The organism is Priestia megaterium, assembly GCF_046599315.1.
GTDB classification, from domain to species: Bacteria; Bacillota; Bacilli; order Bacillales; family Bacillaceae_H; genus Priestia; species Priestia megaterium_F.
In genome coordinates this window covers 79,336-94,138 of the sequence record NZ_JBKIKC010000007.1, presented here as the reverse complement: position 1 = coordinate 94,138, position 14,803 = coordinate 79,336, and the positions used below count along the sequence as shown (strand labels likewise).

10 protein-coding genes and 2 rRNA genes are annotated in these 14,803 nt (G+C 42.5%); all 12 read left to right on the top strand.

Annotated elements, in window-relative coordinates; translation table 11 throughout:
- The first annotated feature begins 51 nt into the window (after positions 1 to 51).
- The 12 genes from ACLHDF_RS19720 to ACLHDF_RS19665 all read left to right on the top strand — a co-directional run bounded on the left by ACLHDF_RS19720 (position 52) and on the right by ACLHDF_RS19665 (position 14,759).
- The gene (locus tag ACLHDF_RS19720) at positions 52 to 630 is read left to right on the top strand and encodes a glycerol-3-phosphate responsive antiterminator (protein ID WP_413920372.1); all 579 of its coding nucleotides are present in this window, start codon (positions 52 to 54) and stop codon (positions 628 to 630) included.
- A gap of 20 nt (positions 631 to 650) precedes the next feature.
- A complete protein-coding gene (locus tag ACLHDF_RS19715; protein WP_016762891.1) occupies positions 651 to 1,766 on the top strand; it encodes an ABC transporter ATP-binding protein in 1,116 nt (371 codons plus the stop codon).
- Complete coding sequence (locus tag ACLHDF_RS19710; RefSeq protein ID WP_016762892.1) at positions 1,763 to 2,698, top strand: carbohydrate ABC transporter permease; 936 nt, start codon at positions 1,763 to 1,765, stop codon at positions 2,696 to 2,698. Before ACLHDF_RS19715 ends, ACLHDF_RS19710 begins: the two co-directional genes overlap by 4 nt.
- Complete coding sequence (locus tag ACLHDF_RS19705) at positions 2,695 to 3,507, top strand: carbohydrate ABC transporter permease (RefSeq protein WP_013081575.1); 813 nt, start codon at positions 2,695 to 2,697, stop codon at positions 3,505 to 3,507. Before ACLHDF_RS19710 ends, ACLHDF_RS19705 begins: the two co-directional genes overlap by 4 nt.
- A 13-nt stretch (positions 3,508 to 3,520) precedes the next feature.
- Complete coding sequence (locus ACLHDF_RS19700) at positions 3,521 to 4,861, top strand: ABC transporter substrate-binding protein (RefSeq protein ID WP_413920371.1); 1,341 nt, start codon at positions 3,521 to 3,523, stop codon at positions 4,859 to 4,861.
- 85 nt (positions 4,862 to 4,946) lie between these two features.
- The gene (locus tag ACLHDF_RS19695) at positions 4,947 to 5,684 is read left to right on the top strand and encodes a glycerophosphodiester phosphodiesterase (RefSeq protein WP_413920370.1); all 738 of its coding nucleotides are present in this window, start codon (positions 4,947 to 4,949) and stop codon (positions 5,682 to 5,684) included.
- A 220-nt stretch (positions 5,685 to 5,904) separates the two neighbouring features.
- Complete coding sequence (locus ACLHDF_RS19690) at positions 5,905 to 6,228, top strand: DUF3870 domain-containing protein (RefSeq protein ID WP_014461787.1); 324 nt, start codon at positions 5,905 to 5,907, stop codon at positions 6,226 to 6,228.
- Positions 6,229 to 6,321: 93 nt separating this feature from the next.
- The gene (locus ACLHDF_RS19685; protein ID WP_413920369.1) at positions 6,322 to 7,488 is read left to right on the top strand and encodes a DUF819 domain-containing protein; all 1,167 of its coding nucleotides are present in this window, start codon (positions 6,322 to 6,324) and stop codon (positions 7,486 to 7,488) included.
- Between the two features lie 60 nt (positions 7,489 to 7,548).
- Positions 7,549 to 8,622, top strand: coding sequence for a dipeptide epimerase (locus ACLHDF_RS19680; RefSeq protein WP_413920368.1), 1,074 nt, complete (start codon positions 7,549 to 7,551; stop codon positions 8,620 to 8,622).
- 32 nt (positions 8,623 to 8,654) lie between these two features.
- On the top strand, positions 8,655 to 9,668 hold the full coding sequence (locus ACLHDF_RS19675) for an NlpC/P60 family protein (protein ID WP_413920367.1): 1,014 nt from the start codon (positions 8,655 to 8,657) through the stop codon (positions 9,666 to 9,668).
- A gap of 378 nt (positions 9,669 to 10,046) precedes the next feature.
- A 16S ribosomal RNA gene (locus ACLHDF_RS19670) occupies positions 10,047 to 11,598 on the top strand.
- Between the two features lie 226 nt (positions 11,599 to 11,824).
- Positions 11,825 to 14,759, top strand: a 23S ribosomal RNA gene (locus tag ACLHDF_RS19665).
- Together the 16S and 23S rRNA genes form the textbook arrangement of a ribosomal RNA operon.
- Positions 14,760 to 14,803 lie beyond the last annotated feature (44 nt).

The following is a 14,803-nucleotide window of genomic DNA, read 5'->3' as shown; positions in this document are numbered from 1 at the left end:
CGCCCTATGCGTTTTTTGTGGTTTTTTTATAAATGAAAGGAAGGCATCGTTTTGAATAGGGAAGCAGATTTCTTACAACAGCTTGGGCAAGACCGTCTAATTGCATCCATTAAAAGCCCGAAAAATTTAGAACAATTTTTAGAAACAGAGATCCAGGCCGCCTTTTTATTAACGGGCAATATTAGTGTGATTAAACGCTATGTAGATTTACTCAAACAGCATAATCGAACGGTTTTTTTACACGTTGAAAAAATTCCAGGGATTAGCTATGACCGAGAAGGGCTTAAATTCCTTGCTAAGTTTGTAAAACCTACAGGTATCGTAACCACTAAAAGTTCACTCATTAATTACGCAAAGCAAGAAGGACTGGTTGCTATTCAGCGGCTGTTTCTAGTGGATACAGACGCGGTAGCACAAGGGTTGAAAACCGTTCAAGATATTAAACCGGATGCATTAGAACTAATGCCAGGATTAATTCCGGAGATGATAGAGAAAGTCGTTAAAAAAACAAGTATCCCTATTATTACAGGTGGACTCATTCAAAATGAAAGCCATATCCAAGCTGCTTTAAAAGCAGGAGCTACGGCAGTTTCTACAGGGAAATCATGGCTATGGGAAAAATATGAATGATAGAGAAAGGAGCGTTTTTAATGAAAAAAGTAGAGCTAGTTAACATTGGGAAGTCATACGATCAAAAAACAAATGTTATTCAAGATATTAACGTCACAATTGAACCGGGAGAGTTTTTCGTACTAGTAGGTCCTTCCGGATGTGGGAAAAGTACAATGCTGAGAATGATTGCCGGATTAGAAGAAGTCACGCAGGGAGAGCTACTAATTGGAGATGTAAAAGCAAATAAACTGCTTCCAAGTCAGCGCGATTTGTCAATGGTGTTTCAAAACTATGCCTTATATCCGCATTTGACAGTGGAACAAAATATTCTTTTTGGCCTGCATACAAAGAAAATTTCAAAGCAAGAACAGCAAAAGCGCTGCAGGGAAGCAGCAGAGATGCTTGGTTTAAGTGAATATCTAAAGAGAAAGCCTAGACAGCTTTCGGGAGGACAGCGTCAGCGTGTAGCGCTTGCACGTGCTATTGTTACTCATTCGCCTATTTGCTTGATGGATGAGCCGTTATCAAACCTAGATGCGAAGCTGCGCGCGAAGATGAGGTCAGAAATTCGCCAGATTCAGCGTAAGTTAGGTATTACGATGATTTATGTCACGCACGATCAAACAGAGGCGATGACGATGGCGGATCGAATGATGATTTTAAATGGAGGAAATATTCAACAAGTTGGACGTCCGCTTGATATTTACAATGCACCAAAGAACACGTTTGTAGCATCTTTTATAGGTTCTCCCCCTATGAATTTATCAAACGTTTCTATAGAAAATAACTTACTAGTTTTTGAAGATAGAAGAGCTATTTCTATGAGTACACCACACAGTAACCTTAACGGTAAAAAAGAAGTTGTGGTTGGAGTGAGACCTGAGCATATACAGCTTGCGACAAACGATAATACGAGTTTTATTGTGGAAGTAGATAATGTAGAAATTCTAGGCACGGAAACACTGCTTACCTTTCATATGGGAGACAAGCAGTGGATGGCTAAGTGGAACGGTCAATGGACTATAAAGGTGGGAGAGCGAGTTCCTATTTTTATCGATCCAAAACACCTGTTTTTATTTGATGGCGATACAGGTTCATGCTTGCACTACGAACCATCAACAGAAGATTTAACTGTAAAGGGGGCATTAGTATGAGTGCTGTTACCAAAACAGCAAACTCACCTGTTTCTGTTTTAGCAAACCCAAAAGAAAAAAAATCAATGCCTACTATCATTGTTGGACTAGCTTATTTACTGCCATCATTACTGTTATTTAGTGTATTTCTTTTCTACCCAATGATTAAGACATTATATTTAAGTCTTTTTATTACGGACACACAGGGAAATCCCTTGAATTTTGTAGGACTGCAAAATTTCTTATATCTATTTACAGATCCTAATTTCTTACAAAGTATGAAAGCTACTTTTCTATTTGTACTCTACACAGTACCTATTGGCTTAGTTATTGCCTTATTCCTAGCGCTAATCGCAAATGAAAAGCTAAAAGGAATTGGTTTTTTCAGAACAATGTTTTCATCTACGATGGGAATGAGCGTAGCGGCTTCTTCTGTGATTTGGATGTTTATGTATAATCCGACAATCGGGGTTATCAATAAAGTATTAAACCTTGTAGGGATTCACGACGTGCAGTGGTTATTAGATCCTAAGTATGCATTGGTTGCTGTGTCTATCTCGACGATTTGGATGAACATTGGGTTTACCTTTTTAATTTTACTTGGCGGGTTGCAAAATATTGATGAAAAGCTGTATGAAAACGCGCGTATTGCTGGAGTTAGCTATTGGTATCAGCTCCGTAAAATTACGCTTCCTATGCTTTCGCCAACGCTGTTTTTTATTATTACGGTTTCCTTTATTAACGCGTTTCAAACGTTTGGACAAATTGACATTTTAACAAAAGGCGGACCTACAGATTCCACAAATGTCATTGTTTATTCAATCTACAAAGATGCATTTGTAAACTACAATGTTGGCTCTGCAAGTGCTCAAGCTACAATATTATTTTTCTGTATTCTACTGGTTACCGCTCTTCAATTCAAGCTTGGCGAAAGGAAGGTACATTATCAATGAGCATCACGAGAAAATGGACAACTTATTTGTTACTCATTGCAGCTACTTTAGTATTGATGTTTCCTATCCTATACGCTTTTTCCATTAGTTTTATGAGTGGAGCGGAAGTGTTAGAAGGGAAGATTTGGCCGTCATCTTTTTCATTTGAAAACTATCGGGACGCTTTTGAAAAAGTTCCGCTGCTTCATTATTTAATTAACAGTTTTGCTGTGTCTATCTTTGTCATGGCCGGGCAGCTGTTAGTTTCAAGTTTGGCAGCTTTTGCATTTGTATTTATTAAATTTAAAGGAAGAGATGCTATTTTCTTTCTCTTTATTTCTACGATGATGATTCCATGGGAAGCAACGATGGTTCCTAACTTTTTAACAGCACAAAAGCTAGGATGGATTAACAATTATTTAGGATTAACGATTCCTTTTTTTGCTTTAGCGTTTGGGACATTTTTGTTGCGTCAGCAGTTTAAAACCATTCCGAATGAGCTATATGAAGCTTCTCAAGTTGCAGGGATCAGCCGCTTTCGTTTCTTTTGGAACGTCGTGCTCCCTGTGTCTAAAACAAGTCTAGTTACGCTTGGTGTATATAGCTTTTTAACAACATGGAATATGTATTTATGGCCCCTATTAGTGACAAATACAGAGGATGTTCGTACCGTTCAGATTGGTTTAAAGCAAATGCAAACACAGGAGATTTCAACTGATTGGGGAGTGGTTATGGCCGCTGTCGTTGTTGTAATCTTACCGACATTATTACTATTATTCCTAGGGCAAAAACGTCTTCAAAAAGGATTAACCCAAGGTGCAATTAAATAGGAGAGTGAATGTGATGAAAAAGATATTGGCTATCGTAACGGCATGCTTGCTAGTTATTCTAGGTGCTTGCTCAAATTCAACCGGTTCTTCGGAAGCGCAAGAAACAAAAAAAACAGCATCAGGTAAAACAGAAGTCGTATTTTGGCACGCTATGAGCGGTGACCTTGAAAAATCACTCAATAAAATTGTTGATGAGTACAATAAATCGCAGGATAAAGTTGAAGTGAAACCTGTTTTCCAAGGAACGTATGAAGAGGCACAAACAAAGTTCAATACAGTAGCAGGAACAAAGGATGCACCGGCTATTATGCAAACGTTCGAAGTAGGAACGAAATTCATGATAGACAGTGGTAAGGTCCAGCCCGTTCAAAAGTTTATTGATGAAGACCACTACGATACTTCACAGTGGGAGAAAAATATTTCAAGTTATTATCAAGTGAATGGAAAGCAATATTCAATGCCATTTAACTCTTCAACACCTGTTCTTGTTTACAATAAAGAGGCCTTTAAAAAAGCGGGGTTAGATCCTGAAAACCCTCCCAAAACGTATGATGAATTAAAGGCAGCTGCAACGAAATTAACAGAAAAACAAGGAAATAAAACATCGCAATACGGTTTTTCAATTCTAAATTACGGATGGTTCTTTGAAGAGTTAGTTGCTTCTCAAGGCGGTTTATATGTGGATCATGAAAACGGTCGTAAAGATGATGCCGAGAAGGCAGTATTTAATGGTAAAGAAGGATTAAATGCATTTAATTTAATTAATGATATGTACAAAGAAGGTACATTCTACAATGTAGGGCAAAACTGGGATGATATGCGTGCAGCATTTCAATCTAAAAAAATTGCAATGTTCTTAGATTCGTCAGCAGGTATTAAAACATTAGTAGACAACGCTCCATTTGATGTAGGTGTATCTTATATTCCTGTGCCAAAAGAAGAGGATCGTCAAGGAGTAGCTATAGGGGGAGCATCTTTATGGATGTCTAAAGGAATTAGTGATGGAACATCAAAAGCGGCTTGGGACTTCATGAAATATTTAGCAACACCAGAAGTTCAGGCAAAATGGCACGTAGAAAGTGGATATTTTGCAGTTAACCCAAAAGCGTATGAACAAGATATTGTGAAAAAAGAGTGGGAGAAATATCCGCAGTTAAAAGTAACGGTTGATCAACTTCATGAAACAAAGCCTACTCCAGCTACACAAGGTGCTTTAATTTCTGTATTTCCCGAATCGCGTCAAAAGGTAGTAACAGGAATGGAAAGCCTGTATCAAGGAGTAACGCCGAAAAAAGCACTTGATCAAGCAGCAAAAGAAACAAATAGAGCATTAGAAGTAGCCAATCAGAAATAACGTATGATTACGAAGCTCGTCTTTCAAGGTATTTTGAGGACGAGCTTTTACTTAGTGAATGACTAGTTAGGGGAGATAGAGGACAATGAATACTTCAATTGATCTTTATGCGCATCGCGGCTTTAGCGGACGGTATCCTGAAAATACAATGATTGCATTTGAAGAAGCTAGAAAAATGCAAGTTGCAGGTATTGAGTTGGATGTACAATTAACAAAAGACGGGGAAATAGTAGTTATTCACGATGAACGAATTGACAGAACGACGAATGGAATAGGATATGTTCAAGAATTTTCATATAAACAGCTGCGTTTATTCGATGCTGGAAGTTGGTATGATTCTCGTTTTTCTAAACAATCGATTCCGACATTAATAGAAGTGTTTGAGTGGATGATGGACAAAAAGACAAAATTGAGGGTGAATATTGAATTAAAAAATGACCGAATTTACTATTCAAAACTTGAAGAAAAAGTTCTTCATCTAATCGATGAGTTTGATTTAGAAGATCAAGTTATTTTGTCATCTTTTAACTATGATAGCCTAGCTAAAGTGAGATCTCTCCATTCATATATACCAACAGGTTTTTTATTTGAAGGGGTGAGTGAAGAGGCGATTGGAAAAGCAAAATCCATAGGAGCGCACTTACACTGTGATATGTCTTTTGCTCTTTCTTCGTATGGGAGAAAAGCAAAGCAAGAAGGATTAGAATTACGAGTATATACAATTAATGAAATGAATGATTTTTTGAAGCTCCAGCAGGCTTCAGTAGAAGTAGTGATGACAGATTACCCTAACCGTTTTTCCTCTACAGTGTCCAAAGAGTGATGTAGAAAGACTGTATGTATTAGTATGGTTTTTTACAGAAAAATATTATTTTATTCTGAATAGTATAAAAGTTATATTGTGCAATTGTTTTATAGATGATATATTGAGAATAGATTATAATGTTCCTTATGAAAGCGAATACATGTTGCGCAGCTCCGCAAACATTCATTTGCCGGTCCCTTGCATCGTCTGTTAGCTCTTTTAGGAGGAATAAAAAATCATGTATGATCAAGATACTATCTACATCATTGGAGATGCAAAAGCTCCTCAAAGCAATCCGATTACTAAAAAGTTCAATCAGTATTTTTTAGGATTGGTAGTTGATAAAACAAATGGAAAAATTATTGATGTGGAATGCTCAGCGACGATTGAGTTGACCGTTCGATTTGTTCAATCAATTTTTATTGGACGTCACATAAGTGACCCAACCCTTACAGACGAAATTAACAGCCGTTATTTTGGATCTTCCCAAAAAGCGCTGGTGGTAGCGTTTCATGATGCACAGAAAAAATATCAGCAAATAACAGCTGCTTTGTCTACATAGGCCTAGACGAAATCCAGCCTGACGTTTTTAAACGTTGGGCTGGATTTTGTTTTGTATAAAAACATTTTCGTGGAGATGAAGGGGGAAGAGTGAATGATTCAAGACGGATTTATGTATGTGAGTGTGTTAACTGCCTTTGCAGCGCTCATGGTAGGAATTGAAAAACGATTTAAAGCCAATCGATTTTTTAAATTTATTCCAGGTATTGTGCTCATTTACATAGGAGCTGCTCTTATGCAAACGGCTGGATTATTTGGGGATAGCGAATCAAATGCCGCCATGTATATGGGTGTTAAAAATGCGCTCCTTCCGGCCATGCTGATGCTTATGCTCTTAAAGTGTGATGTTCGAAGTGTAATTAAACTTGGACCAAGAATGCTGGGAGGATTCATCGTTGCAGTTTTTAGTATAATGGTAGGTTTTATCCTCGTCTACGCTATCTTTAAGAATTTCTATGTAGATGATACGTGGAAAGCTTTTGGTGCTTTATCAGGGAGCTGGACGGGTGGATCAGCTAACATGGTTGCTCTCCAAGGTATTTTAGATGTTCCGGAAAATATATTTGGCTACGCTCTTATGATGGATACGATTAACTATGCCGTGTGGGTTATGTTTATGTTTTGGCTTGTACCATTTGCATCTAAATTTAATAAATGGACAAAAGCAGACGTCAGCTTTATTGAGAATAGTATAGATGAAGTCGCAGCAACTTCTGAAAGCGAAAAAGAAGGCCCTCAGTTTCAGTATCTTCTCTATTTACTTGGTCTAGGTTTGTTTGTTTCAGCATTATCTACATTTATCGGAGGGCGTTTGCCTGAAGTGGGAGCTGTTATCAATGCAACGAGCTGGACGATTATGATTGCTTCTGTCGTTGGTTTAGTGCTTGCCGTAACCCCAGCTGCAAGAATTCCAGGTACGCTCGATGTATCCAATGTTATGTTATACATCGTTGTAGCGCTAATTGCTTCTCAATCAGATTTTTCAAATTTAGCTCAGGCTCCTATTTACTTAATATCTGGTTTTCTCATTATGTTAGTGCACTTAGTGATCATGCTGTTGCTAGCTAAACTATTTAAATATGATTTATTTACGCTTGGGGTAGCAAGTTTAGCTAATATTGGTGGGATGGCGTCTGCTCCAATGCTTGCAGCTGCTTATAACCGTGCACTAATTCCGGTAGGAGTCATTATGGCTCTGATGGGTTCCTTCTTAGGTACTTATTTTGGTATGATGATTGCCAAAATTTTAGGGGCGATTTAAGGGTAAACCCCAAATACGTATGAAAGAATACGTGTGCTGAACGGAAAGGAAGCGATCGATATGATAATTAAAGAGATAGCTGTAAAGCATCAAACCGTTCCACTGCTCGTTCCGTTTAAAACGGCGCTTCGAACAGCTACAGAGATAGACAGCATAAGTGTAGAAATCGAGTTAGAAAACGGAATAAAAGGAAAAGGAGCGGCTTCGCCAACATATGTTATTACAGGCGATTCTTTAGAAGGCATTCAAGCTGCACTTCAAGGTCCTATCAAACTAGCGTTAATAGGGGAGGATATACATCACTTTCAAAAACTCTTAAAAAAAATTCAAAGCTGCTGTATTCATAATTCGAGTGCTAAAGCGGCTGCTGATATCGCTTTGCATGATGCTTATACAAAGCTCCTCAGGATCCCTTTATATGCTTTCTTAGGGGATAAGCAGCCTATCTCTACGTGCATGACGATAAGTGTTGATACACCTGAGAAAATGGCTGAAGATGCACAAAAAAGTGCAGCGGATGGTTTTGACATTTTAAAAGTAAAGGTAGGTTCAGTTCCCGAATTAGATCTTAAGCGTATTAAACATATCCGATCTGTCATTCCGGATCATGTAAAGCTTCGTTTGGATGCAAATCAAGGATGGACTCAAAAACAAGCAGTGCAATTAATTAATGAAATGGAAGCTCTCAACTTTGGTATCGAACTGGTAGAACAGCCTGTCTCTGCTCATGACTGGGAAGGGTTAAAGTTTGTGACTGAACGAGTAAACGTACCGATTATGGCAGACGAGAGTCTATTTTCTGCGAAAGATGCATTAAAGCTTGTAAGCGGAAGATACGTGGACCTTTTAAATATTAAGTTAATGAAGTGCGGAGGGATTAATGAAGCAAGAAAAATTGCAAGCATCGCTGAGGCGAATGGTGTGGCATGTATGATTGGAAGCATGATGGAACCATCGCTTTCCGTTGGAGCGGCTGCCCATCTAGCAGCCGCTCATCCAAATATCACGTATTTTGACTTAGATGCTCCTCTGTGGCTTTCAGCTGAACTAGATGTGTTAAGGTACAGCGGTCAAGAGGTTTTCTTATCAGACCTTCCTGGAATAGGGGAAATCACCGTTCCTATCTCAACATAAAAACATAGTAATAGAGTAGAAGGAGAGAGAGGATGAACATAAAACGTTGGCTTTTGACGGCAATAACAGTTATTTTAGCTACATGTGGGATGAGTGCAATTCCTACTGTTCATGCTTCTGAAGAAAAAGAAACTGCCTATGTAGATGTAGCAGCAGCTACTCTATGGACAGCACCAAACATCTTGCGTGAAGTGGATGCTCCGTCAGCTACTAATCCTGTAGATATGAAGAAGTGGACCACATCGATGAATTTGAAGCAGAAGCAACAGTTATCTAGCGATGGAATGCTTGAGACACAAGCGTTATACGGAAACAAAGTAACGGTTTTAGATAAACAAGGGGACTGGGTCAAAGTAGCCGTAGACGGACAGCCTACTTCTCGAAATGAATTAGGATATCCCGGATGGCTGCCTAACAAGCAGCTAGCCTATAGTAAAAGGTACGAACAGTATGAAAAGAAACCTTTTGTAATGGTGACAGCTCCGACTACTTATTTATATCATTCGCCTTCTTTGAAAAAGAAAGGTATTGAAGTTAGCTATAATACGCGTTTACCTCTTATAGCAAAATCAAAGAGTGCATATAAGGTATTAAAACCAAATGGAAAAGCAGCATGGATTTCTGCAAAAGCAGGAAAAATCTACGCGTCTCAAAAAGACATTCCTATACCAACTGGCACAGAGCTTGTTGAAAGTGGAAAGGCATTTTTGAACCTTCCATATTTATGGGCCGGGATGAGCGGTTTTGGATTTGACTGCTCTGGATTTACATTTACGATGTACCAATCCCATGGTATTACTATTCCACGTGACTCAGGTCCCCAATCTCGAGCAGGGAGGCCAGTAGAGATGCGCGATCTTCAACCCGGAGACTTATTATTTTTTGCCTATAACCAAGGAAAAGGAAGCGTCCACCATGTAGCGATGTATGCGGGAGATGGCATGATGATTCATTCGCCGAATTCCGAGCGAACAGTAGAAATCATTCCGTTAAACACAATGGGATATATTGAAGAGTACGCAGGGGCACGCCGTTATTTACCTTAATCAGTTAGATGAGAGAAAGAAGCTCTTTTTGTGAAGAGCTTCTTTTTAACGATAATAAATGTTTTTAAAAAAAGAAAATTTAGTTTATTTATGTTTAACAGCTTCTCAGTAAGGGAAGAAGTGAAAAAAGAGAAAAAAACATTTTTCTTCTTAAAATGTATTGACTTTATATAAAAAGTATTATATTATTAATGAGCGTCGTTGAGACAAAATAGTAACAACGAAGCTAAAAAAGAATTTTTGAAAGTTGTTGACATCACGTTGATAATTTGATAAGATTAAAAAGTCGCTTAAGAGCGGCGGTTGAACTTTGAAAACTGAACAAAGCGACAAACGTCAACGTTAATTTTTTTATTTTATATGAGCAAGTCAAACATTTCTTCGGAGAGTTTGATCCTGGCTCAGGATGAACGCTGGCGGCGTGCCTAATACATGCAAGTCGAGCGAACTGATTAGAAGCTTGCTTCTATGACGTTAGCGGCGGACGGGTGAGTAACACGTGGGCAACCTACCTGTAAGACTGGGATAACTTCGGGAAACCGAAGCTAATACCGGATAGGATCTTCTCCTTCATGGGAGATGATTGAAAGATGGTTTCGGCTATCACTTACAGATGGGCCCGCGGTGCATTAGCTAGTTGGTGAGGTAACGGCTCACCAAGGCAACGATGCATAGCCGACCTGAGAGGGTGATCGGCCACACTGGGACTGAGACACGGCCCAGACTCCTACGGGAGGCAGCAGTAGGGAATCTTCCGCAATGGACGAAAGTCTGACGGAGCAACGCCGCGTGAGTGATGAAGGCTTTCGGGTCGTAAAACTCTGTTGTTAGGGAAGAACAAGTACGAGAGTAACTGCTCGTACCTTGACGGTACCTAACCAGAAAGCCACGGCTAACTACGTGCCAGCAGCCGCGGTAATACGTAGGTGGCAAGCGTTATCCGGAATTATTGGGCGTAAAGCGCGCGCAGGCGGTTTCTTAAGTCTGATGTGAAAGCCCACGGCTCAACCGTGGAGGGTCATTGGAAACTGGGGAACTTGAGTGCAGAAGAGAAAAGCGGAATTCCACGTGTAGCGGTGAAATGCGTAGAGATGTGGAGGAACACCAGTGGCGAAGGCGGCTTTTTGGTCTGTAACTGACGCTGAGGCGCGAAAGCGTGGGGAGCAAACAGGATTAGATACCCTGGTAGTCCACGCCGTAAACGATGAGTGCTAAGTGTTAGAGGGTTTCCGCCCTTTAGTGCTGCAGCTAACGCATTAAGCACTCCGCCTGGGGAGTACGGTCGCAAGACTGAAACTCAAAGGAATTGACGGGGGCCCGCACAAGCGGTGGAGCATGTGGTTTAATTCGAAGCAACGCGAAGAACCTTACCAGGTCTTGACATCCTCTGACAACTCTAGAGATAGAGCGTTCCCCTTCGGGGGACAGAGTGACAGGTGGTGCATGGTTGTCGTCAGCTCGTGTCGTGAGATGTTGGGTTAAGTCCCGCAACGAGCGCAACCCTTGATCTTAGTTGCCAGCATTAAGTTGGGCACTCTAAGGTGACTGCCGGTGACAAACCGGAGGAAGGTGGGGATGACGTCAAATCATCATGCCCCTTATGACCTGGGCTACACACGTGCTACAATGGATGGTACAAAGGGCTGCAAGACCGCGAGGTCAAGCCAATCCCATAAAACCATTCTCAGTTCGGATTGTAGGCTGCAACTCGCCTACATGAAGCTGGAATCGCTAGTAATCGCGGATCAGCATGCCGCGGTGAATACGTTCCCGGGCCTTGTACACACCGCCCGTCACACCACGAGAGTTTGTAACACCCGAAGTCGGTGGAGTAACCGTAAGGAGCTAGCCGCCTAAGGTGGGACAGATGATTGGGGTGAAGTCGTAACAAGGTAGCCGTATCGGAAGGTGCGGCTGGATCACCTCCTTTCTAAGGATTTTTATAAGACGTACGTTTTGACACTTTGTTCAGTTTTGAGAGTTCAATCTCTCAATTATAGAAAGCACACTACTTTCTTCTTATCTAATAAGAAGAATTTTGGTTGCGATTGTTCTTTGAAAACTAGATAACAGTAATAGCTGAGGAAAAGTGAAACTTTTCTTTTAATCAAACCAATAAATAACACAACAGTATGTTGTACCATTTATTCGCTAATGGTTAAGTTAGAAAGGGCGCACGGTGAATGCCTTGGCACTAGGAGCCGATGAAGGACGGGACTAACACCGATATGCTTCGGGGAGCTGTAAGTGAGCTTTGATCCGGAGATTTCCGAATGGGGAAACCCACTGTTCGTAATGGAACAGTATCTTTATCTGAATACATAGGATATTGAAGGCAGACCCGGGGAACTGAAACATCTAAGTACCCGGAGGAAGAGAAAGCAAATGCGATTTCCTGAGTAGCGGCGAGCGAAACGGAATTAGCCCAAACCAAGAGGCTTGCCTCTTGGGGTTGTAGGACACTCTATACGGAGTTACAAAGGAACGAAGTAAATGAAGAGATCTGGAAAGGTCCGTCAAAGAAGGTAACAACCCTGTAGTTGAAACTTCGTTCCCTCTTGAGTGGATCCTGAGTACGGCGGAACACGTGAAATTCCGTCGGAATCTGGGAGGACCATCTCCCAAGGCTAAATACTCCCTAGTGACCGATAGTGAACCAGTACCGTGAGGGAAAGGTGAAAAGCACCCCGGAAGGGGAGTGAAAGAGATCCTGAAACCGTGTGCCTACAAGTAGTCAGAGCCCGTTAATGGGTGATGGCGTGCCTTTTGTAGAATGAACCGGCGAGTTACGATCCCATGCAAGGTTAAGCCGATAAGGCGGAGCCGTAGCGAAAGCGAGTCTGAATAGGGCGTTTAGTATGTGGTTGTAGACCCGAAACCAGGTGATCTACCCATGTCCAGGGTGAAGTTCAGGTAACACTGAATGGAGGCCCGAACCCACGCACGTTGAAAAGTGCGGGGATGAGGTGTGGGTAGCGGAGAAATTCCAATCGAACCTGGAGATAGCTGGTTCTCTCCGAAATAGCTTTAGGGCTAGCCTCATGTTGTAAGAGTCTTGGAGGTAGAGCACTGATTGGACTAGGGGCCCCCAACGGGTTACCGAATTCAGTCAAACTCCGAATGCCAAAGACTTATCCATGGGAGTCAGACTGCGAGTGATAAGATCCGTAGTCAAAAGGGAAACAGCCCAGACCACCAGCTAAGGTCCCCAAGTATACGTTAAGTGGAAAAGGATGTGGAGTTGCTTAGACAACCAGGATGTTGGCTTAGAAGCAGCCACCATTTAAAGAGTGCGTAATAGCTCACTGGTCGAGTGACTCTGCGCCGAAAATGTACCGGGGCTAAACGTATCACCGAAGCTGTGGATTGACATCTTAGATGTCAGTGGTAGGAGAGCGTTCTAAGTGCAGCGAAGTCAGACCGTAAGGACTGGTGGAGCGCTTAGAAGTGAGAATGCCGGTATGAGTAGCGAAAGACAAGTGAGAATCTTGTCCACCGAATGCCTAAGGTTTCCTGAGGAAGGCTCGTCCGCTCAGGGTTAGTCGGGACCTAAGCCGAGGCTGAAAAGCGTAGGCGATGGCCAACAGGTTGATATTCCTGTACCACCTCCCCGCCGTTTGAGTAATGGGGGGACGCAGTAGGATAGGGTAAGCGCGCTGCTGGATATGCGCGTTCAAGCAGTTAGGCTGATGAGTAGGCAAATCCGCTCATCATAAGGCTGAGCTGTGATGACGAGGGAACTATAGTACCGAAGTTCCTGATTCCACACTGCCAAGAAAAGCCTCTAGCGAGGCGGGAGGTGCCCGTACCGCAAACCGACACAGGTAGGCGAGGAGAGAATCCTAAGGTGATCGAGAGAACTCTCGTTAAGGAACTCGGCAAAATGACCCCGTAACTTCGGGAGAAGGGGTGCTCTGGTAGGGTGTATAGCCCGAGAGAGCCGCAGTGAATAGGCCCAGGCGACTGTTTAGCAAAAACACAGGTCTCTGCGAAGCCGCAAGGCGAAGTATAGGGGCTGACGCCTGCCCGGTGCTGGAAGGTTAAGAGGAGGGGTTATCCTTTGGGAGAAGCTCTGAATCGAAGCCCCAGTAAACGGCGGCCGTAACTATAACGGTCCTAAGGTAGCGAAATTCCTTGTCGGGTAAGTTCCGACCCGCACGAAAGGCGTAACGATCTGGGCACTGTCTCAACGAGAGACTCGGTGAAATTATAGTACCTGTGAAGATGCAGGTTACCCGCGACAGGACGGAAAGACCCCGTGGAGCTTTACTGTAGCCTGATATTGAATTTTGGTACAGCTTGTACAGGATAGGTAGGAGCCTGAGAAGCCGGAGCGCTAGCTTCGGTGGAGGCGTCGGTGGGATACTACCCTGGCTGTATTGAAATTCTAACCCGCGGCCCTGATCGGGCCGGGAGACAGTGTCAGGTGGGCAGTTTGACTGGGGCGGTCGCCTCCTAAAATGTAACGGAGGCGCCCAAAGGTTCCCTCAGAATGGTTGGAAATCATTCGTAGAGTGTAAAGGCACAAGGGAGCTTGACTGCGAGACCTACAAGTCGAGCAGGGACGAAAGTCGGGCTTAGTGATCCGGTGGTTCCGCATGGAAGGGCCATCGCTCAACGGATAAAAGCTACCCCGGGGATAACAGGCTTATCTCCCCCAAGAGTCCACATCGACGGGGAGGTTTGGCACCTCGATGTCGGCTCATCGCATCCTGGGGCTGTAGTCGGTCCCAAGGGTTGGGCTGTTCGCCCATTAAAGCGGTACGCGAGCTGGGTTCAGAACGTCGTGAGACAGTTCGGTCCCTATCCGTCGTGGGCGTAGGAAATTTGAGAGGAGCTGTCCTTAGTACGAGAGGACCGGGATGGACACACCGCTGGTGTACCAGTTGTCTTGCCAAAGGCATCGCTGGGTAGCTATGTGTGGACGGGATAAGTGCTGAAAGCATCTAAGCATGAAGCCCCCCTCAAGATGAGATTTCCCATAGCGCAAGCTAGTAAGATCCCTGAAAGATGATCAGGTTGATAGGTCAGAGGTGGAAGCGTGGTGACACGTGTAGCTGACTGATACTAATCGATCGAGGACTTAACCAAATTTTAAAAGCGTAAGCTTTACTCAGCGAACTGTTATCTAGTTT